This window comes from Kytococcus sedentarius DSM 20547, assembly GCF_000023925.1.
Lineage (GTDB): Bacteria > Actinomycetota > Actinomycetes > Actinomycetales > Dermatophilaceae > Kytococcus > Kytococcus sedentarius.
The window spans coordinates 678729-698650 of sequence record NC_013169.1 but is presented as its reverse complement, the minus strand read 5'-3'; the positions used below and the strand labels follow the sequence as shown (position 1 = coordinate 698650).

Sequence of the window (19922 nt, the reverse complement as noted above, 5' to 3'; positions counted from 1 at the left end):
CGGCATCGGGCACTCCCCAAGGGTAGGCGGCGCCACCGACGAGGTGGCCGGAGTGTTGCATCGGCAGCCTGCCTCGGTGAGGATCAACCATGTGGCTCCCCGACTGCGTCTCCTGACCGCGTTCGCCCCCCTGCGCCCGGCCCGGACCTCCGGGGGGGCCGCGGCCGTCCTGGCCGGTGCCCTGCTCCTCCCGCCCTCCGGGGCCTTGGCCGCGGACGCCCCACGGGTCCTGTCCTCGCCCGCCGGCCCGGTCGCGGCCCACGTGGTGGCAGGGCCGACCCCGCTGGCCCTGCCCGCCACCGAGCCGATGGACCTGCCCGAGCAGATCGTGGACGAGGCCGGCGTCCTGGACGACAAGGCCTCCCTGCGGAACGAGCTGGCGACCCTCCGCGACGACCACGGCATGCAGCTCTTCGTGGTCTACGTCGACGAGTTCACCGACGGCTCCGGCGCTGCCATGAGCGGCGAGGACTGGGCCGAGCAGACCTTCTCCGACTCCGGGCTGGGGACCAAGGACGCGCTGCTGGCCGTCGCGGTCGACCAGCGCCGCTACGGGATGTGGGGCGGCCAGGAGACGGTCTCGGCCGAGGAGGGCGCCCGCATCGAGACCGACTACGTCGAGCCCGCCCTCAGCCGGGAGGACTGGTCCGGGGCCGTCAGCGCGGCGGTGCAGGGTTTCGACGACGTGGCGGAGGGCACCACGGGGGGCGGGGCGGACTCCCGGGGTGGCGACGGCTTCGGGTTCCCGGTGTGGCTGCTGGGGGTGCCCTTCCTCATCGGCGGGTTCTTCCTGCTGCGGAACCTGGGCTCGCCCAAGCGGCGCGGCCAGCGGCACGGAGCGGCCCAGTCCGGGGCACGGGCGGACTCGCCCGAGCAGCTGGAGCGCCGTGCGGCGGAGCTGCTGGTGCAGGTGGACGATGCGGTGCGCTCGTCCGACGAGGAGGTCCGCTACTCCCGCGCCCAGTTCGGCGAGCAGGCCACGCAGGAGTTCACCCACGCCGTGCAGGTCGCGCGCGGGAAGGCGTCCGAGGCCTTCGCCCTCAAGCAGCGCGTGGACGACGCCCTGCGTCAGGGCACGCCGGAGGAGTCGCTGCGCGGGGAGCTCGAGCAGATCACCGTGCTGGCCGGGGAGGCCCTGGCCACCCTGGAGGCGCAGGGCGAGAAGTTCGAGCGGTTGCGTGACCTCGAGGCCCGCGCGCCCGAGGTGCTGCGGCAGATCACCCGCCGGGCCGACGAGCTCGAGGCCCGCCTGCCCGGCGCGCGCGAGCAGCTGCGCGCCCTGCAGGTGAGCTACTCCCCCGGCAGCCTCACCACCGTCGGGGGCAACATCGAGCAGGCCGAGCGCCTCATCGCCTCCGCCCGCCAGAGCTCGGCGAACGGGCAGAAGGCGCTGGGCACCGACGACCGACGCACCGCGGTGACGGCGGCCCGTACCGGCGAGGACGCGCTGGGCCAGGCCGCCGACCTGCTCGATGCGGTGGACGGCGCCCGCCAGACGCTGGAGAACTCCCAGCACGAGCTCGCGCGGGCGATCGGGTCGATCTCCCAGGACATCGCCGATGCCGAGCGGCTCCGCCCCGACGACGGCGCCCTGGCCCCGCTGGTGCAGCGCGCGCAGCAGGCCATCGCCCACGCCGAGAGCAGCCGCTCCGGTGGGGACCCGCTGGCGGCCCTGGCCGAACTGGAGGCGGCTGAGGACGCGATCGACGCGGCGCTGGAGCCGGCCCGCACCGCCGAGGAGAACCGCCGGAAGATCTCCGGCACGGTCGGTCAGCGCCTGGCCCGTCTGCGGGCTGCCCACGCCAGCGTGGACGAGTTCATCCGGACCCGCCGCGGGTCGGTGGGCAGCCGGGCCCGCACGGAGATCTCCGAGGCCGGCCGCCTGCTGGACGCCGCGGAGCACCGCCTCCAGAGCGACCCGCGCGCGGCGATGGAGCTGCTCGACCAGGCCGAGCGCCTCATCGAGTCCGCCCGCCGCGATGCCGAGGACGACCTGCAGCAGGGCCCCTTCGGCGGTGGCGGCTACGGCGGGTACGGCCCGCGGGGCGGCAACTACGGGGGCATCGACATCGGCTCCCTGGTGCTGGGCGGCATCCTCTCCGGGGGCTTTGGTGGTGGTGGCTTCGGTGGTGGAGGGGGTGGCTTCGGTGGTGGAGGGGGCGGCTTCGGTGGAGGGGGCGGCGGCTTCGGAGGCATCGGCGGGAGCGGCGGTGGCGGGTTCGGCGGCGGCGGTCGCTTCTGACCGGCCACTCCCCCGGGCGTCGTCACCCCGCGCCGGCACACCCATCGCCGTGGCCGACGGCCTCCGCCACTGGCGCCGCGGCCCCGCAGCAGACAGACTGAGGGCCGAATGAACGAACGCCGCACACTGCGGCAGGAGAGGACACACGTCATGGTTCAGAAGCAGACGATCATCGGGCGGATCAGCACCTTGGCCCGCGCCAACATCAACGCCATCCTCGACCGTGCCGAGGACCCGGAGAAGATGCTCGACCAGATGGTGCGCGACTACACCAACGCCATCGCCGATGCTGAGGAGGCCGTGGCCCAGACCATCGCCAGCCTGCGCATGGCCGAGCAGGACCTGGAGCAGGACCAGCAGGTGGCGCAGGACTGGGGCCGCAAGGCTGCCGCCGCCTCCTCCGAGGCCGACCGCCTCCGCGCCGCCGGTGACACCGCCGAGGCCGACAAGTTCGACAACCTGGCCAAGGCTGCGCTGGAGAAGCAGATCGGCTTCGAGAACGACGCCTCCACGGCCGAGCCGATGATCACCCAGCAGCGGCAGACCGTCGAGACCCTCAAGCAGGGCCTGGTCGAGATGCGCTCCAAGCTGGACGAGCTGAAGTCGCGCCGCGACTCGCTGGTGGCACGTGCCCGTACCGCCGACGCCCAGCGCCAGGTCTCCGACGCGATGGGGTCGATCTCCATCCTCGACCCCTCCAGCGAGCTCGGCCGCTTCGAGGAGAAGGTCCGCCGCGAGGAGGCCATGGTCCAGGGTCGCCAGGAGGCACAGGCGGCCACCCTCGAGGGCCAGTTCGAGCAGCTGGAGGACTCCACCAAGAGCGCCGAGGTCGAGGCACGTCTGGCCCAGCTCAAGAACAAGGGCTGAGCACCACAACACCATGAGGAGGCCCCCACCGCATCGGATGCGGTGGGGGCCTCCTCATGGCTGGGCGCCCGGGTGCAGCAGGTCAGTCCGTCATCGTCGACGCGTGGAAGGTCACGCCCTGGTTGGCCTCGCGCAGCACCTCGTCCACGGTCCTTCCCTGGGGGCTCGCTGCAGCCAGTCGCTCCGTGGCCCGGTCGCGCAGCTGGCCCTTCCCCTCCTCCCCGTAGAAGGCCACCGGGTAGTAGACCCAGCCGAACTCCGGGTGGACCCACTCGTCCGACATCGCCGTCCCCAGAACGAGCACTCCCCGTGCACCCTCCTGCAACCGGGGTCCGGGACCGCTGTGGCTCTGGTTCGCTGTGTTCGCCACCTGGGCGACCACCAACGACCTGGGCGTGGCATCGGCCCCGGGGGCCTCGTCGACACGCACCTCCCACAGGTCGTACTCCAGCGCCGGTGAGTCCTCCTGCACAGGATCGAGACGGTCCGTGGTCCTGATCTGCCGCAGCACCGTCGCCCGGATCGCCCCAGCACTCGTGGATCGAGTACTGGCGTCCTCCAGGTCCCGGTAGCTGGGCCCGGACGCCTCGATGTGGCGCCGTGCGGTCGACGGGGACGGTGAGGGGGACGGGGACGAGGGAGCTGGCGAACTGCTCTCGACCGAGGAGGGCGCGGTGTCGGCACCCTGCGCCCGGCCGTCGCTGCTGTCCCCGCACCCGGCGGCGATCAGTCCCACCATGACCGTCACGACGCATGTCCGCCGGAGTGAAGCTCTCATGTCAAATCCCTCACCTAGTAAATATAGTTGACGGCAGAATAGTCACGCCACGTGATATTCGCCGCACAATTGGTGACATTCGGACCCATGATGGTGGGCCCGCCGCAAGGGTCATCATCGTGACGCAGGCCGTAGATGTGCCCCATCTCGCGCATGCCAATCTTCGCACGCATGGAACTAGACAAGCCAGCCATCGTTCTAGCGTGCCAATGCATGTACTTCTTGCTGACGTGAGTGCTGGAGCAGTCATGCACCACCCCAGCTCACCGGTCATTCGACTGGTACTCGGCATCATAAACATTGAAGTCGGCCGAGGTGCTCCCGGTACCATAAAGGCTCATCCGATCTGAGGGTGTAGTCGTGGTCTGAAGCCGCCGGCTTCGAGGAGGGATCGGGCGACGTAGTGGGTCAGGTTGCGGAAGCCGAGGGCGGACCCTCGGAGGTGCTCGAGGCGGCCGTTGATCGCCTCGGTCGGGCCGTTGCTCGTGCCCGGCAGGTCGAAGAATGCGAGTACGTCTTCGGCCCGCTTGGTCAGCGTCCGCCCGAGCGTGACGAGCTCGCTCAGGGCGGTGGGAACGCCACGAGTCACCGAGTCGATCACGGCGGTCATCAGTGCCCGGCCTTCGCGCCGGTCTGGGTGGCGGTAGGCGGCGATCATGCGTTGGTAGATGCCCCAGGTCGCCTCGACCTCGACGTGCTCGGCGTCGGCGAACAGGGACTCGATCCTGCGGGTCTGCTTGTCGGTGAGCAGGTTGGCGCCAGTGTGCAGGGTCCGCCGCGCGCAGTAGAGCGGATCGCCGGCCCGGCCGCGGTGGCCGTAGAGATCTTGCTGGACCCGTCGGCGACAACGGTCCAGGGCGTCACCAGCGAGCCGGACCACGTGGAAGGGATCCATCACCGCGACCGCGTCGGGGAGCTCCTCGGCCGCAGCAGTCTTGAACCCGGTGAACCCGTCCATCGCCACCACCTCCACCCTGTCGCGCCATGCCTGGGTGCGGGCAGCGAGCCAGGTCTTGAAAGTGCTCTTCGATCGCCCCTGGACCATGTCGAGCAGGCGTGCTGGACCCGTCCCGTCGCGGATCGGGGTCAGATCGATGACGACGGTGACGTACTTCTCGCCGCTTCGGGTATGGCGCCAGACGTGCTCGTCCACTCCGACCACGGTGACGCCGTCAAACCGGGTGGGGTCATCGATCAGGACCCGTCGGCCCTCGGCCAGGACCGCGTCATTGGCGGTGTCCCAGGCCACTCCCAGAGCCTCGGCCAACCTGGCGACAGTCAGGTGCTGGGTCACCAGGGCCACCAGCGCCCACCGCACCGCTGCACGCGACAGCTTCGCCCGCCGGTCCGCCGCCGCAGTGGTGTCCTGGCGCCACACCCGCCGGCACGCCTGACAGCCGAAGCGACGCACCCGGATCAGCAGCGTGGTGGGCCGCCACCCGAACGGCTCATGCGCCAGCTGCCGGGTCACCGTGCCCCGCGCGGCGCCCTCGGCCCCGCAGTGCCGGCAGAACGCGTCGTCATCGCCCGCGACCACCCGGCATTCCAGCACCGCCCGGTCAGGCTCCACGCGCTGGCCAACCGCAACGAGGCCAAGCTCGTCCAGGCGGGCGAAGGTCGTCAGATCAGGGGCATCAAAGGTAAGTTCACGCACGTCGAGGTCTTCTGGTCGGGTCGGTGTAGGAACCCCCATCATCAGGGGACCTCGACCCCTACCTCGACCCGGTCACCCCACCACTGCTACACCCTCAGATCGGAAGAGCCACCATAAACGTGTGACACCGACAGGCTGTCGTTCCACGCCTCACGCGCTTGGTAGGTTGCCGTTTGATAACGCGTTGTCACATCCCGGAAATGATATGAGATGCGAGTCTTGCTGCGACTGTAGTTGCAGCCCCAGTCGATCAGACTGGTGTAATCTTCACCACCGATCACCCCGGAATGCCCAACGGGCGGCCCGCCATCCGCCTTCGACCCAGCTTGAACTGGACTACCATCAAGACTAAGACATATCGCAACGCTCAGGATGCCCGCCACGTGCCACCTCACCTTGCGCCTCCTGCCGAAGGACTTACTTCGCGGCTACACTGGCCACGATTGGCGCAAGTCACGAAATGATACCGATTGTATGAGTGCTGACCTGTTGGGGTGCGCGCTCACTCGGCAGGACAGTGCTCAACGCACTGCTCCCCGCCTCTCACACGGAGACGCGGGGAGCAGTGCGTGCAGATGAACGGATCAGCCGAAGCGGCCGGACACGTAGTCCTCGGTCTCCTGGTGCGTCGGGTTCTCGAAGATCTGCTTGGTCTCGCCGTACTCAATGAGGTGGCCGGGCTTGCCGGTGCCCTCGATGTTGAAGAAGGCGGTCTTGTCGGACACACGCGTGGCCTGCTGCATGTTGTGCGTCACGATGACGACCGTGTACTTCTCCTTGAGCTCGTGGATGAGGTCCTCCACGGCCAGGGTCGAGATCGGGTCCAGGGCCGAGCAGGGCTCGTCCATGAGGAGCACATCGGGCTGCACCGCCACGGCGCGGGCGATGCACAGACGCTGCTGCTGACCACCCGAGAGGCTGGCCCCCGGCTTGTCCAGCCGGTCCTTGACCTCGTTCCAGAGGTTGGCACCCCGCAGGGAGGCTTCCACCAGGTCGTCGGAGTCGCGCTTGCCCAGCTTGCGGGCGTTCAGCGTGACCCCGGCGAGCACGTTCTCGCGGATGGACATCGTCGGGAAGGGGTTGGGCTTCTGAAAGACCATCCCGACCTGACGACGCACCTCGACGGGGTCGATGTTCTTGCCGTACAGCGGGTCACCGTCCATGAGCACGTTGCCCCTGACGTGGGCGCCGGGGATGACCTCGTGCATGCGGTTCAGCGTCCGCAGCACGGTGGACTTGCCACAGCCCGACGAGCCGATGAAGGCCGTCACGGTGCGGGGCTCGATGACCATGTCCACGCCCTCGACCGCCAGGAAGTCGGTGTAGTAGACGTTCAGGTCCTTGATCTCGATGCGCTTGGACATCAACACACTCCTCGGGGGTCAGCTCTTCTTCGGTGCCAGGGCGGCGGCGACGAGCCGGGCAATCAGGTTCAGGGTGAGCACGAGCATGACGAGCACGAAGACCGCGATCCAGGACCGCTCGTCACTCACCTCACGATATCCGGGGTTCAGGGGGTACTGGAACAGCTGGTAGGCGTAGAAGGCCAGCGAGTTCATCGGGCCCTCGAAGGGGTTCCAGTTGGTGGCGGCGTTGTAGCCGGCCGCCACCAACAGCGGGGCGGTCTCGCCGATGACGCGGGCGACGCCCAGGAAGACACTCGACATCAGGCCGGCGACCGCGGTGGGCAGCACGATCTTGGTGATCACCCGCCACTTGGGCACACCGAGCGCCAGCGCGGACTCGCGCAGGTCACGCGAGACGACCCGCAGCATCTCTTCGGAGTTGCGCACCACGATCGGGATCATCAGCACGCTCAGCGCGATGGCGCCGGCGAACCCGAACTTGGTGCCGGGGCCGAAGATCATCGAGAACAGGGCGTAGGCGAACAGACCGGCGACGATGGACGGGATGCCGGTCATCACGTCGACCAGGAAGCGCAGCGTGCGGCTGAACCAGCCGTTCGTGCCGTACTCCACCAGGTAGATGGCGGCCATGAGGCCGACCGGGATGGAGATGATCGAGGCGATCACGGTGATCATGAGCGTGCCGATCAGGGCGTGCTTCATGCCGCCGACGATCTCGGCGCCCTCGGTGACGCGCGCCTCGTCCACGTCACCGGAGATGCCGTACATGTCCTGGGTGAAGACCTGCAGGTTGCCCAGCAGCGGCGGGATGGCGTTGGAGAACACCGTCCACAGCAGCCAGATCAGCGGGATCACGGCCAGGGCGAAGGCGAGGTAGACCAGCGCCCGCACGACCTGGTCGAGCCCCTGGCGGTGTCCCGCCGTCACGCGGTAGCCGATGTAGACCGCCAGCATGAAGACGACGATCGTGACCACGACGAACAGGGCGATGTTCCACCCGATGAGCCAGGTGATCAGGCCACCGACCACCGCGCTGGCGGCCAGCAGGCCCATCCAGAGGGTCTTGGAGGCCGGGTGGATGGTGTTGCGCTGCAGCTCCGGCATGTCCGGGCCGCGGTCGGCCTCGTGCGTGGGTCCGTGGTCCGCCTGGACTGGGGAGAGGGTCATGTCAGCTCCTCCGCTCTACGATGGCGCGGGCCACCAGGTTCACGGCAAGGGTCAGGACGAACAGCACCAGACCGAGCGCGATGAGGGTGCTCACCTTGAGACCGGTGGCATCCGGGAAGTTCAGGGCGATGTACGCCGGGATGGGGAAGTTGCCGCTGCCGATGATGTTCCACTGGAACTCGTCCTTGGGGGCCAGGATCATGGCGACGGCCATGGTCTCTCCCAGCGCGCGGCCCAGACCGAGCATGGCGCCACCCACGACGCCGGGCCAGCCGAAGGGCAGGACCGCCTGCTTGATCATCTCCCACTTGGTGGCGCCGAGGGCGAGGGAGGCCTCCTCGTGCCCGCGGGGGACCTGCTGGAAGACGTCACGCGCCACCGAGGTGATGATCGGCAGGATCATGATGGCCAGCACGATCGATGCGGTGAGCAGGACGCGACCGGTGCGCGAGGCGTCCTCGAACAGCGGGATGAACCCGAGGTTGTCCTCGAGCCACTCGAACAACGGCACCAGGAAGGGCGCGAAGGTCAGGTAACCCCACAGGCCGAAGATCACCGAGGGGATCGCGGCCAGCAAGTCGATCACGAACGCGATCGACTTGCTCAGCCGCGGCGGCGCGTAGTGGGAGATGAACAGCGCGATGCCGACCGCGACGGGCACGGCGATGACCATGGCGATGGCGGAGGCCAGGAGCGTGCCGCCCAGCAGGTTGGCCGCCAGCATCCAGAAGCCCTCGTCACCGATCTCACTGGCCTGCTTCAGCGCCGGCCACGCCTCCATGAGCAGGAAGATCGCGACCAGGGCCAGGGTCACGGCGATCAGGGCGCCCGAGCCGATCGAGAGGCCGGAGAAGATCTTGTCGCCCAGCCGGCCGGTGCTCGCGCCCCGGGTCGGGTTCGACTCGGTCGCAGGCGCCGGGGGGCCCGGGTCCGTCGAGAGCGAGGTGGCTCCGTCCGCGGACGGGCCGTTCGTTGCTGCCATGGTCACCTCCGGTGAGAGTGCGAGGGGCCGTGTGAAGGGGCCGCGCCCTGTGGCACGGCCCCTTCACACATGGTGGGGAGCTCAGCCCTTGGCCGAGATCTTCTCCAGCGACGTGGCGATCTGCTCCGCGGTCTCGGGGCTGATCGGGGCCGAACCGGCGTCGTCGGCGGCGCGCTTCTGCGCCTCCTCGGAGATGACGTAGGACATGAAGTCCTTCACGCGGTCGGCGTCCTCCTTGTTCTCGTACTCGGTGCAGACGATCTCGTAGGTCACCAGCACGACCGGGTAGGAGCCCTCGACCTCACGGTTCAGGTCCATGGCCAGGTCACCCTCCGGGCGGCCCTCCATGACCTCGGAACCGTCGACCACCTTGGCGGCGGCCTCCGGGGAGTAGCCCACGAACTCCTCGCCCACGCCGACCTTGACCGAGTTCAGCCCACCGATGGCCGAGGCGTCGGCGTACCCGATGGTGTACTCGGTGCTGCTCACGACGTTCACGACACCGGAGGTCTTGGCAGCGCCCTCGCCGTCGCCGGGGAACTCCTTGCTGGGCTCGTGCGGCCAAGCGTCGCCCGCAGCCTCCTTCAGGTAGTCCTGGAAGTTGGCGGTGGTGCCGGACTCGTCCGAGCGGAAGACGACGGTGATCTCCTCGTCGGGGAGGTCCACGCCCTCGTTGTCGGCCGCGATGGCCTCGTCGTTCCACTTCTCGATGTCGCCGTTGAAGATCTTGGCGATGGTCTCGGGCTTGAGGTTCAGCTCGTCCACGCCCGGCAGGTTGAACGGGATGGCGATCGGGGAGATGTAGGCCGGCAGGTTCATGGCGCCATCGGGGCCACACACCTCCGTGGCCTTCTCCATCTGCTCGTCGTCCAGGGCCACGTCGGAACCGGCCCACGGGGTCGCGCCGCCCAGGAACTGCTCCTGACCCGCACCGGAACCGTCGGGCGAGTAGTTGACGGTGACACCCGGGCCCTGCTCGTTGTAGCCGGCGACCCAGGCCTTCACAGCGGCCTCCTGGGCGGAGGAACCCACACCCTTGAGGCCGCCCGAGAGGCCCTCGGTCTTGGAGTAGGCGGGGTAGGAGCCCGCAGCGGCGTCGTCGTCGCCGGACTCGGACTCGGCCGGGGAGGACTCGTCGCCGGACTCGGACTCGGCCGGGGAGGACTCCTCGCCGGACTCGGACTCGGCCGGGGAGGACTCCTCGCCGGACTCGGACTCGGCCGGGGCGGACTCGTCGCCGGACTCGGACTCGGCCGGGGCGGACTCGTCGCCGGACTCGGAGGTCGTGGTCTCGGACGACTCCTCACCCTCGGAGTCGCCGCCACAGGCAGCGAGGGTCAGGGAGGAGGCGGCCGCGAGGGCGACCACGGAACCAAAGCGGTTGAGCTTCACGAGAGGGACCTTTCACGAGGTGCTCGGGGAGGTGGTCCGCTGCGGGTGACGCTGCAGACCGCGGCCCTGATCGGGCGCATGCCCCACCGTAGGTCCCGCAAGCGGGGCCGCAGGCCACTTTGGGTGAACTCCGAGTGAACAGTTGTGGAAGGTCTCGTGCACCGCGTGACAGGGGCAACAAGCTGGCGGTATTCAGCGATTGTCGAAGACCAGCGGGGCCGGGCGCCTGCGCACGAGAAAGCGCACCGACCCGTGGAGCGCCTCTCGGCGTGCGGCCGCTCGTGGCGGCGAAGGGTGGAGCCCGGGGCTACCGACGGGTCGGTGCGCTCGAGGGTCAACGGTACGCCCTGGCAGCACATTCCCGCACGTTCAGACGAGCTGTCCCGCCCGCCACAGGACCGCTCCGGCCGAGAGGTCGGCTGCCGTGTCCAGCAGCGCCAGGCCGCGGCGGGCACCCTCGTCCCGCGCGACCCCGCCGGGGTGAACCGGCTCACTGCGCGGAGCGTCCTGCGCCCCCCGACCAGCGCTCACCACACGGCAGAACGCCGCCGCCCGCTCCAATGCGACGGCCAGGTCGCCGGCGTACACCCCGTGGAGCACCGCATCGACCAGGTCGTGCACCTCCTGCGGACCGGGAGGGTCGACCACCCCGGCCACCGCGTGCGAGACCTCCGCGGCGAGCACCCCGTCGCGGTACTCCCGCGCCGCCCCCTGGGGACGGGAGGCCACCCACTGCCGCAGGGCGTAGAGGCGCCACAGCACCCCCGGCAGCGAGCGCGCCGGGCGGTCGGCCCACAGCAGCGCCAGGGCGTCCAGCCCCAGGTCGTCCACCAGCTCCACCAGGCGTCGCGTGACCTCAGGGTCGTCCGCGGCCCGGCCACGGTGGACCAGGACCTGGGCGGTCGTGTGGCTGAGCTCCACCGCATCGGCCGGATCGCTCCCGCCCACCTGCTGGTCGAGCTGCCAGGGCGCCCGAAGGGCCGGGCGGCGCGGGCGGTCGCTCATGCCTGCCCCGCGGGCCCCATCGAGACCGCACGCACGACGGCCTCGCCCAGCTCGTCGCTGGCGTCCAGGTCGACCACGGCGGTGATGCGCCAGTCGTGATCGCCGCGGGCGTCCTCGATCACCTGCTGCACCAGCCAGGCCCGCTCACCGTGGAGCACGCCCTCGGGCAGCGCGTCCAGCGTCGCGTCATCGGGGTCGGTGTCCACCTGGAAGAGCTCTGCCGCGCGGGCCGTGGGGCCGATGCCGACGTCCTCGTACTCGTCGTAGTAGGCCGCCAGGGCCTCGTCCCAGGCGGCAGCGTCCATCACCACCCTCGCCGGCGGCTCGGACAGCTGCGCCACCGCTTGCTCCAGCTCCCCCAGCTGTCCGTAGCGGTCGTAGGCCACGAGCTCCACGCGGCGGAACATCGCGGTGCGCACCATCACCCGGAAGGCCTTCTCGTTGGCGGTCACGCCCTGCACCCCGTGCGCGGGTCGCACCTCCTGGGCCTCCCGGTCGGGCACCACGCCACCGGCCAGCAGGGTCCACTCGTCCACCAGCGAGGAGTCCGTCTGGCGGATCACCTCGCCCAGCCACTCGATGATCTCCTCCACGGCCTCGGTGCGGGCATGCTCCGGCACCGTGTGTCGCAGCGTGCGCCAGGCGTCCGAGAGATAGCGCAGCAGCGCCCCCTCGGCCCGGGCCAGGTCGTAGAAGCGCACGTACTCCCCGAAGGAGGCGCCCTTCTCGAACATGTCCCGCACCACCGACTTGGGCGAGAGCTCCTCGAAGGCCACCCACGGGTGGGACTGGCGGTAGATCTCCAGCGTGCCGTCCAGCAGCTCCTCCAACGGCTTGGGCCAGGTGATCTCCTCCAGCCGGTTCATGCGCTCGGTGTACTCGATGCCGTCGGCCTTCATCTCCGCGACGGCCTCACCCCGCGCCTTGAACTGCTGCTGCACCAGCACCGGACGTGGGTCATCCAGGACGGACTCGATGACGCTCACCACGTCCAATGCGTGGGAGGGCGCCTCGGGGTCCAGTACCTCCATCGCCGCCACCGCGAAGGGGGCCAACGGCTGGTTCAGCGCGAAGTCGTCGGCCACCCCCTCGGCCAGGCGGATGGAGGTGGCGCCGGTGTGCTCGTCACGCACCTGGCTGACCACCCCGGCATCGCGCAGGCCCCGGTAGAGCTCGATGCTGCGACGCGCCAGCTTGCGCCGTGCGGCGGGCGTCTCGTGGTTGTCGCCGACCAGGCGGCGCATGGTGCGCCAGGCCTCCCCGGGCTCCCCCGGGCGCTGGATGACGTTCAGCAGCGTGCCGTGCGTGACCCGCATCCGGCTGGCCAGCGGCTCGGGGTCGGCCCCGATGAGCTTGGTGAAGGTCTCCTCGGTCCAGCTGATGAAGCCCTCGGGCGGCTGCTTGCGCACCAGCTTGCGCCGCTTCTTGGGGTCGTCCCCCGCCTTCTCCTCCGCCTTCGCGTTCTCGATGACGTGTGGCGGGGCCTGGGCGACGACGTGCCCGGAGGTGTCGAACCCGGCCCGCCCGGCCCGGCCGGCGATCTGGTGGAATTCGCGGGCCTTCAGGACGCGCATGCGGGTGCCGTCGAACTTGGCCAGGCCCGTGAACAGCACCGTGCGAATGGGGACGTTGATGCCCACCCCGAGGGTGTCGGTGCCCGCGATGACCTGGAGCAGGCCGGCCTGGGCCAGCTGCTCCACGAGGCGTCGGTAGCGCGGCAGCATGCCGGCGTGGTGCACACCGATGCCCTGCCGCAGCAGGGTCTTGAGCGTCTTGCCGAAACCGGAGGAGAAGCGCACGTCCACCAGCCGCTCCGCCAGCCGGTCCTTCTGCTCCCGGCTGAGCTTCACCGTGCCGCTGAGCGCCAGCGCCCCCTCGACCGCCTGCTTCTGCGAGAAGTGCACGACGTAGACCGGCGCCTGGTGGGTGGTGAGCAGCTCCTCGAGCGTCTCCTCCAGCGGCGTCATCCGCCACTCGAAGCTCAGCGGCACCGGGCGCTCGGCGGTGGCCACCACGGCCGTGGGACGGCCCGTGCGGCGGGTGAGGTCCTCCTGGAAGGCCGACACGTCGCCGAGAGTGGCACTCATCAGCAGGAACTGGGCCTGCGGCAGCTCCAGCAGCGGCACCTGCCAGGCCCACCCGCGGTCCGGCTCGGAGTAGAAGTGGAACTCGTCCATGACCACCAGACCGACGTCCGCCGCCGCCCCCTCGCGCAGAGCGAGGTTTGCGAGGATCTCCGCGGTGCAGGCGATGATCGGCGCGTCGGGGTTCACTGCCGCATCGCCTGTCATCATGCCGACGTTCTCGGCGCCGAAGACGTCCACCAGGGCGAAGAACTTCTCGCTCACCAGGGCCTTCAGCGGCGCGGTGTAGAAGGACACCTTGTCCTGGGAGAGGGCCACGAAGTGCCCGGCCACCCCCACCAGCGACTTCCCCGACCCGGTCGGCGTGGCGAGGATGACGTTGCTGCCGGCCGCGAGCTCGAACGCCGCCTCGTCCTGGTGCGGGTACAGCGTGGTGCCGGAGTCCGTGGCCCACTGGACGAAGGCCTCGTGCAGGTCCGCGCCGTCGGCCGAGGTGCTCGCCGGCAGCCGGTCGATGAGGGGGCGCACCGGCGGGGGCCCGGGCAGGTCGTCGGGGGTCACGGCATCAGGGGCGGCGTCGGGGGTCATCGCCGCCCATCATCCCACCGACCGACATCCCGCCGACCGAGACGGCCACACCGGACGGCGCGGCTCCCCCCATCGGTCAGGAGGGGTCGAGGACCTGCGCGGCGGTGACCTGCGTGACCTGCGGGGCGAAGAGCGCCATCTGCTGCAGGGCGAGCGCATGGTTCTCCGGGGTCGATCCCGCGCACGCGTCGGTGACCACCTCCACGAAGGCGCCGTCGTCCGCGGCGGGCAGGGCGGTGGCGATGACGCAGCAGTCCGTCGCCACCCCGGCCAGCCGCAGGTGCGGGGTCTCCCCCACCACGGCCTGGAGCATGTCGCGCCACTTGCCGAAGGTCGGCTCGGTGACCACCAGGGCGTCCACGTCCGCGAGCTCCGGCACGACCGCGTAGAGGGGGTCGGCGTCCGGCACCTGCGCGAAGGGCCACTCGCGGTAGTAGGGCACCCACGAGCCGGTGGGCTCCTCGTCGGCGACGAACCGGGTGATCACCACGCGGCCCGGGTGGGCGTCGACGAGGCGTCGGATGGTGGCCACCACGTCGGCGAACATCGGCGAGCCCCAGGGGCTGGCCGCAGAGTCGGCGAAGAGGGTCTGCGGGTCGATGACGACCAGCCACGGCTCGGGGGCCACCCCCATCGCGGCGAGGTCCTCCTCGAGTTCCTCGGTCAGGTCCTCCGTGGACTCCGTGGCGAGGTCCTCGCCGGACCCCTCGGTGCCGGCGGTCACTGGCCCGCCTCCTGTCGACGCACCCGGGGCGTGCCCAGCAGCAGGTAGCCCAGGAAACCCAGGGCCAGCGCCACGAGCACCCCGAGGTTGGACCAGGCCCATGCCCCCTCCTTGCCGCCCAGCCCCAGCGGCTCCAGCAGGTACCCCTGCCAGGCCAGCCACTCGGCGTAGGAGTTGGTGACCAGGCCCCAGCCGATGACCGAGGCGGCCAGCATCAGCAGGACCGGACCCCAGGCGACCGCGCCGTAGCGCCCCCGCGCGTCGAAGAGCGCGGCCTCGTCGTAGTCCTTGCGCCGCACCAGGATGTCGGCGATGAGGATGCCCGCCCAGGCGGCGATCGGCACCCCGAGGGTGATGAGGAAGCCCTGGAAGGGGCCGAAGAAGTCCTGCGCCACGAACACCACGTACAGCGTGCCGGCGGTGAGGATCACACCATCGATGCCGGCGGCCACCGGACGGGGCAGCTTGACCCCCAGGCTCAGCAGCGTGAGGCCGGAGGAGTAGATGCCCAGCACCGCGCCGCTCACCAGGCTGAGCACGGCCGCGATCAGGAACGGCACCAGGAACCAGGTGGGCAGGGCCGCCGCGAGCGCCCCGATGGGGTCGGCCGCGATGGCGGTGCGCAGGTTCTCGTCCGAGCCGGCGAGCAGCAGACCGAAGACCACCAGGACCGCCGGGGCCAGGGCGCCACCGAGGGTGTTCCAGAAGACGACCTGGCCCCCCGGGGTGGACCGCGGCAGGTAGCGCGACCAGTCGCTGGCGATGTTGATCCAGCCCAGGCCGAAGCCGGTCATGGTCATGATGAACCCGCCGATCATGGCCTGCATGGAACCGTCACCGATGGCCTGGACGGCGGTGAAGTCCACCTCGTCGATCGTCAGCACGATGTAGAGCAGGGTGATGGCGCCGGTGAGCCAGGTGAAGATGGACTGCAGGCGCATGATCACGCGGTAGCCCAGCACCGCCGCGGCGATGATGAGCGCCGAGACCACCAGGGCCGCGGCGATCTTGGTGGCGGTGCCGCCGCCCCAGCCGAGGCGTTCGGCGACGGTGGCCGTCGCCAGCGTGGCGAGGATGGCCAGCACCGTCTCCCACCCGATGGAGAGCAACCACGAGACCACGCCCGGCAGCTTGTTGCCCTGCACGCCGAAGGGGGCGCGGGAGAGCGCCATCGTGGGGGCCGAGCCGCGCTTGCCGGCCAGCGCCACCACCCCGCAGAGCAAGAAGCTGACGACCACGCCCAGCACGCCGACCAGCAGGGCCTGGCGGAAGCTGATGCCGAAGTCCAGGATCCAGGTGCCGTAGGACAGCCCGAAGACCGAGATGTTCGCGGCGAACCAGGGCCAGAAGAGGTCGGACGGCTTGCCCGTGCGCTCCGACTCGGCCACCACCTCGAAGCCGGTGGTCTCCACCAGGGACGACCCGGTCGGGGGCAGGGGGGTGCTCATGGTGCGAAGAGTCTCACGAACTCTTTGCCAGGCGCATCCTCGACAGGGCCCACCAGGCCAGCAGGAATCCCGCCACCAGGGCGATGCCGAGCACCATCACGCCCCCGATGGTGCTGAGGTCGGTCAGGTCCACCATCGCGCGGGTGTCCCGGAACTTCTCCGCGACCGCCAGCGCCCCGTGGTGCAGGCTCAGGAAGCGGGCCCGCGGTGCCAGGCCGATGAGCATGCCCTCCCAGAGCACCAGGTACAGCGCGCCGATGATGACGGCGTGCTTCACCCAGGTGCTCAGCGCGGTGAAGACCGCACCGTAAGCGAGGCCCGAGACGGCGCCGGCCACCAGCCAGGAGGTCGTCTCCCGAGACCCCATGATCAGGGCCATGCCCCCGCACGTCAGGGCCCCGAGCAGGACGCTGACGCCGCAGATCACGAGCATCTTCTGCAGCAGGATGGAGGCCCGCGAGGTCGGCGTGGCCAGGATGTGCAGCACCGAGGAGTCGTCCACCTCGTTGCCGATGCCGTTGACGGCCACCAGCAGCGCCGCCAGCGGGACGATGACCCCGGTGGCCAGGTCGCGGACGATCTGGTCGGCCATCACCTCGTCGACCCCGCCAGAGGCGACGCGGAGCAGCAGCGCGAGGGCGAGTCCGCCGAGCGGCAGGGCCACCAGCAGCAGGGGCCGCCACCCGCGGGACAGGGACCTCCAGGTCATGGTCGCGATGGTCATCCCCATCACCGTCCTTCCACGAGGTAGCCGAAGACGCTCTCCAGCGACTCGTCGGTGGGTCGCACACTGTGCAGGGCGATGTCGTGCCGGCGCGCCACCTGCGGGAGCAGGGCGGAGAACGCCTCGAAGTCGGTGACCTGCACCTGCACGTGGTCCTGCAGGCCGGAGGCCAGCGTCACCGAGGCGGCGCCCTCCTCGGCGATCAGCGCCGAGGCCAGGGCACGGTCGTCGGAGGACACGATCTCGTACTGGTGCGGGCGGTTGGTCATCAGGCGCCGCAGGCTGCGGAAGTCACCCGAGGCGAGATGGCGGCCGGCGAGCATCACCTCGATCGTCCCGGCCAGCTGCTGGACCTCCTCCAGGATGTGGCTGCTGACCAGCACGGTCGCACCGCGCTCGGCGTACTCGTGGAGCGTGCCCATGAGGCGCACCCGCTGACCGGGGTCCATGCCGTTGAAGGGCTCGTCGAGCAGCAGCACCTCCGGCTCGTGCACCAGGGCCGAGGCCATCTTGATGCGCTGGCGCATGCCCTTGGAGTACTTGCCGATCCGGCGGTCCGCGGCGTCCTCGAGGTCGACCACGGACAGGGCCTTGCGGGTGGCGGACCGGGCGTCGGGCAGCTTGTGCAGCCGCGCCATGGCGGTGACGAACTCCCGCCCGGTCAGCTCGTCGTACATCGACTCGGTCTCCGGCATCATGCCGAGGCGCCGGTAGATGGCCGGGTTGCGGCGCACCGGTTGCCCGTCGAGGCTGATGGTGCCGGCCGAGGTCGTCTCGAAGCCGGCGATCATCGCCATCAGGGTGGACTTGCCCGCGCCGTTCGGCCCCAGCAGGCCGGTGACCCCGGGCCGCAGGTCGAAGCTCACGTCGTTGACGGCGACCACGTTCCCGAACCAGCGGGAGGCGCCATCGATCTGGACCGTAGCCATCAGTTGACCCTCCGGTAGCGGCGCATGAGGGCCACCAGGCCCAGCACGCACCCGATGATGAGCAGAACGAGGAAGCCCACGGCCGTGGCGTCGTCGAGGGCCGCGGTGAGCTCCTCGTTGCCGGTCGCCCACTCCACCACCCGCTCGACGGCGGTGTTCGGGCTCAGCGCCGGCGTCCACCGGGCGAGCAGCCCCGACTGGCTCCCCGTGGCGTGCACGGCCTCCATGACCGCGACGACCACCGAGCTGAACACGAGCAGGACACCCAGGATGACGGCCGTGGCCACGCCCCGCTTGGGGGTGAGGGCCGCGATGAGCCCGGAGATGACGCCGACGGCCAGGCTGACCAGCAGGGCGCCCAGCGCCCCGACCCCCGCTGCGCCCCAGATGGTCCCGAGCGGTCCACCGGCCAGCCACCACCCGAGCGTGCCGATGAGGATGCCGACGGCCTGCAGGGTGAACAGGGCCAGCACCAGGGAGGCCAGGCGCGCGAGCACGTAGTCCCGGCGACTCAGCGGCCGGGAGAGGTAGTGCACGATCGACCGCGAGCGCAGGTCGGCCGAGAACACCACCGGCGCGGCCACCGAGGCGAACAGCGCCACCAGCGTGTAGAAGGCGTAGGGCACCCGTGCCGGGTGGAACACCGGCTCGGCCCCCTCGAAGGGGATGAGGACCATGATGGCCGCCGCGATCAGCATCGGTGCCGCCATGAGGGCCACGCACACCCAGGGCATGACCTTGCCCTTCCAGGTGCGCCCGACCCCGTAGGCCGAGGCGTAGCCCTGGCGGACCAGGTAGCCCAGGACCCCGCCGCGGCCGGCGCGGGGCCCGTCGTAGCCGCGGTAGCCCAGGTCGTGGATGACGGACTGCTGGCGGCCCGTGGCCGTGGCCACGGTGGCGGCCTCGTCCGGCTGCTGTGTGGTGCTCATGCTGCTTCCTGCCCGTCTCGCGTGGCGCCGGACCCCTGCGACACCTCGGGGCTGTCGCCCTCGCCCAGGAACAGTTCGGAGAGCTGGTGGCGCGAACCCGTCATGCGGGACAGCCCCCAGCCGTTGTCGGCGCAGAGCTCGACCACGGCGGCGCGGGCCTCGTCCGAGGCCTGCGGGATGATCACCATCCCGCCGCTGCGCCCGGCCTCGATGCCGCGGCAGTGCAGCGCGGCGATCAGCTGCGGTGCGGGCGACCGCTCGTCGGTGCCGATGACCTCCACCTCCAGCGCGCCCGTGTCTGCCGTCAGGTCGGAGATGGACGAGGAGGTGACCAACCGGCCGCCGTCCAGGACGACGACGTGGTCGCAGATGCGCTCCAGCTCACCGAGCAGGTGGGAGGTGACCAGCACGGAGATGCCGAACTCGTGCCCGATGCGCTGGATCAGGCCGAGCATCTCGTCCCGGCCGGAGGGGTCGAGCCCGTTCGTGGGTTCATCGAGCATGATCAGGTCCGGGTCGTGCACCAGGGCCTGCGCGAGCTTGGCGCGCTGCTTCATGCCGGTGGAGTAGGTGCCGACCGGGCGGTGGCGTGCCTCGTCGAGGCCCACGTGCCGCAGCACGTCCGAGGCCCGCTCACGGGCGATGTCCCGGGGCAGGCCGGAGATGCGGCCGAAGTGCATGATCGACTGCGCGGCGCTGACGTCCGGCGGCATGCAGTCGTACTCCGGCATGAACCCCACCCGGGCACGGGCCTCGAGCGGGTTCTGCGTGGCGTCGATGCCGAAGATGGTGGCCGTCCCGGAGGTGGGTGGCTCCAGCCCCAGCAGCATGCGGATCAGCGTCGACTTGCCCGCCCCGTTGTGTCCGACCACGCCGGTGACACCCTCGCCGACCGAGAGCGTCAGGTCGCTCACCGCCGTGAAGGTGCCGAATCTCTTGGTGAGCCCTTGGGTGCTCCACACGTCCATGGGGCAACCGTAAGAACCTGAGCGGCTCCACGGCCTCATCCCGTGGTCCGAGGACGGCGCCGCCGACCGCTCCC

Annotated in this window: 16 protein-coding genes; 2 read left to right on the top strand and 14 right to left on the bottom strand. The window is 70.3% G+C overall.

The annotated features are described in order from the left end of the window. Positions 1 to 76 precede the first annotated feature (76 nt). Positions 77 to 2242, top strand: coding sequence for a TPM domain-containing protein (locus KSED_RS15620; RefSeq protein ID WP_143827337.1), 2166 nt, complete (start codon positions 77 to 79; stop codon positions 2240 to 2242). 150 nt (positions 2243 to 2392) lie between these two features. Further along, the gene (locus KSED_RS03380; RefSeq protein ID WP_012802175.1) at positions 2393 to 3109 is read left to right on the top strand and encodes a PspA/IM30 family protein; all 717 of its coding nucleotides are present in this window, start codon (positions 2393 to 2395) and stop codon (positions 3107 to 3109) included. A gap of 82 nt (positions 3110 to 3191) precedes the next feature. Here the strand turns inward: KSED_RS03380 and KSED_RS03375 are convergent, their stop codons facing one another. The 14 genes from KSED_RS03375 to KSED_RS03310 all read right to left on the bottom strand — a co-directional run bounded on the left by KSED_RS03375 (position 3192) and on the right by KSED_RS03310 (position 19848). Beyond that, a complete protein-coding gene (locus KSED_RS03375; RefSeq protein WP_143827336.1) occupies positions 3192 to 3887 on the bottom strand; it encodes a hypothetical protein in 696 nt (231 codons plus the stop codon). Positions 3888 to 4224: 337 nt separating this feature from the next. After that, complete coding sequence (locus KSED_RS03370; protein ID WP_373419163.1) at positions 4225 to 5580, bottom strand: ISL3 family transposase; 1356 nt, start codon at positions 5578 to 5580, stop codon at positions 4225 to 4227. 545 nt (positions 5581 to 6125) lie between these two features. Further along, complete coding sequence (pstB, locus tag KSED_RS03365) at positions 6126 to 6905, bottom strand: phosphate ABC transporter ATP-binding protein PstB (protein ID WP_012802172.1); 780 nt, start codon at positions 6903 to 6905, stop codon at positions 6126 to 6128. Between the two features lie 18 nt (positions 6906 to 6923). Beyond that, positions 6924 to 8075 (bottom strand): phosphate ABC transporter permease PstA, encoded by a 1152-nt coding sequence (pstA, locus tag KSED_RS03360; RefSeq protein ID WP_012802171.1) that lies wholly within the window; start codon positions 8073 to 8075, stop codon positions 6924 to 6926. Position 8076: 1 nt separating this feature from the next. Beyond that, a complete protein-coding gene (pstC, locus tag KSED_RS03355; RefSeq protein WP_012802170.1) occupies positions 8077 to 9057 on the bottom strand; it encodes a phosphate ABC transporter permease subunit PstC in 981 nt (326 codons plus the stop codon). Positions 9058 to 9138: 81 nt separating this feature from the next. Continuing rightward, positions 9139 to 10449, bottom strand: coding sequence for a phosphate ABC transporter substrate-binding protein PstS (gene pstS, locus KSED_RS03350; RefSeq protein ID WP_012802169.1), 1311 nt, complete (start codon positions 10447 to 10449; stop codon positions 9139 to 9141). 369 nt (positions 10450 to 10818) lie between these two features. After that, positions 10819 to 11454: a hypothetical protein gene (locus KSED_RS03345; protein ID WP_012802168.1), complete on the bottom strand. Its 636-nt coding sequence runs from the start codon at positions 11452 to 11454 to the stop codon at positions 10819 to 10821. Further along, on the bottom strand, positions 11451 to 14126 hold the full coding sequence (locus KSED_RS03340; protein ID WP_012802167.1) for a DEAD/DEAH box helicase: 2676 nt from the start codon (positions 14124 to 14126) through the stop codon (positions 11451 to 11453). The genes KSED_RS03345 and KSED_RS03340 overlap by 4 nt, the downstream gene beginning before the upstream one ends. A 76-nt stretch (positions 14127 to 14202) precedes the next feature. Further along, positions 14203 to 14850, bottom strand: coding sequence for a cysteine hydrolase family protein (locus tag KSED_RS03335; RefSeq protein WP_012802166.1), 648 nt, complete (start codon positions 14848 to 14850; stop codon positions 14203 to 14205). Then, positions 14847 to 16298: a purine-cytosine permease family protein gene (locus tag KSED_RS03330; RefSeq protein ID WP_012802165.1), complete on the bottom strand. Its 1452-nt coding sequence runs from the start codon at positions 16296 to 16298 to the stop codon at positions 14847 to 14849. Before KSED_RS03330 ends, KSED_RS03335 begins: the two co-directional genes overlap by 4 nt. 13 nt (positions 16299 to 16311) lie before the next feature. After that, the gene (locus KSED_RS03325) at positions 16312 to 17022 is read right to left on the bottom strand and encodes an ABC transporter permease (RefSeq protein WP_143827335.1); all 711 of its coding nucleotides are present in this window, start codon (positions 17020 to 17022) and stop codon (positions 16312 to 16314) included. Between the two features lie 5 nt (positions 17023 to 17027). Next, a complete protein-coding gene (locus KSED_RS03320) occupies positions 17028 to 17951 on the bottom strand; it encodes an ABC transporter ATP-binding protein (protein WP_012802163.1) in 924 nt (307 codons plus the stop codon). Beyond that, complete coding sequence (locus KSED_RS03315) at positions 17951 to 18880, bottom strand: ABC transporter permease (RefSeq protein WP_012802162.1); 930 nt, start codon at positions 18878 to 18880, stop codon at positions 17951 to 17953. Before KSED_RS03315 ends, KSED_RS03320 begins: the two co-directional genes overlap by 1 nt. Further along, entirely contained in the window at positions 18877 to 19848 is a 972-nt protein-coding gene (locus KSED_RS03310) for an ABC transporter ATP-binding protein (protein WP_012802161.1), read from the bottom strand. The genes KSED_RS03315 and KSED_RS03310 overlap by 4 nt, the downstream gene beginning before the upstream one ends. Between the last annotated feature and the right edge of the window lie 74 nt (positions 19849 to 19922).

Excerpts from the sequence above, each read along its gene's own strand:
- pstA (WP_012802171.1), bottom strand. The coding sequence starts at position 8,075 with ATGACCCTCTCCCCAGTCCAGGCGGACCACGGACCCACGCACGAGGCC.
- KSED_RS03315 (WP_012802162.1), bottom strand. The coding sequence starts at position 18,880 with ATGAGCACCACACAGCAGCCGGACGAGGCCGCCACCGTGGCCACGGCC.
- KSED_RS03320 (WP_012802163.1), bottom strand. The coding sequence starts at position 17,951 with ATGGCTACGGTCCAGATCGATGGCGCCTCCCGCTGGTTCGGGAACGTG.
- KSED_RS03375 (WP_143827336.1), bottom strand. The coding sequence starts at position 3,887 with ATGAGAGCTTCACTCCGGCGGACATGCGTCGTGACGGTCATGGTGGGA.
- pstB (WP_012802172.1), bottom strand. The coding sequence starts at position 6,905 with ATGTCCAAGCGCATCGAGATCAAGGACCTGAACGTCTACTACACCGAC.
- KSED_RS03370 (WP_373419163.1), bottom strand. The coding sequence starts at position 5,580 with ATGGGGGTTCCTACACCGACCCGACCAGAAGACCTCGACGTGCGTGAA.
- KSED_RS03340 (WP_012802167.1), bottom strand. The coding sequence starts at position 14,126 with ATGACCCCCGACGCCGCCCCTGATGCCGTGACCCCCGACGACCTGCCC.
- KSED_RS03345 (WP_012802168.1), bottom strand. The coding sequence starts at position 11,454 with ATGAGCGACCGCCCGCGCCGCCCGGCCCTTCGGGCGCCCTGGCAGCTC.
- pstC (WP_012802170.1), bottom strand. The coding sequence starts at position 9,057 with ATGGCAGCAACGAACGGCCCGTCCGCGGACGGAGCCACCTCGCTCTCG.
- KSED_RS03310 (WP_012802161.1), bottom strand. The coding sequence starts at position 19,848 with ATGGACGTGTGGAGCACCCAAGGGCTCACCAAGAGATTCGGCACCTTC.
- KSED_RS03380 (WP_012802175.1), top strand. The coding sequence starts at position 2,393 with ATGGTTCAGAAGCAGACGATCATCGGGCGGATCAGCACCTTGGCCCGC.
- KSED_RS03330 (WP_012802165.1), bottom strand. The coding sequence starts at position 16,298 with ATGAGCACCCCCCTGCCCCCGACCGGGTCGTCCCTGGTGGAGACCACC.
- KSED_RS03325 (WP_143827335.1), bottom strand. The coding sequence starts at position 17,022 with ATGACCATCGCGACCATGACCTGGAGGTCCCTGTCCCGCGGGTGGCGG.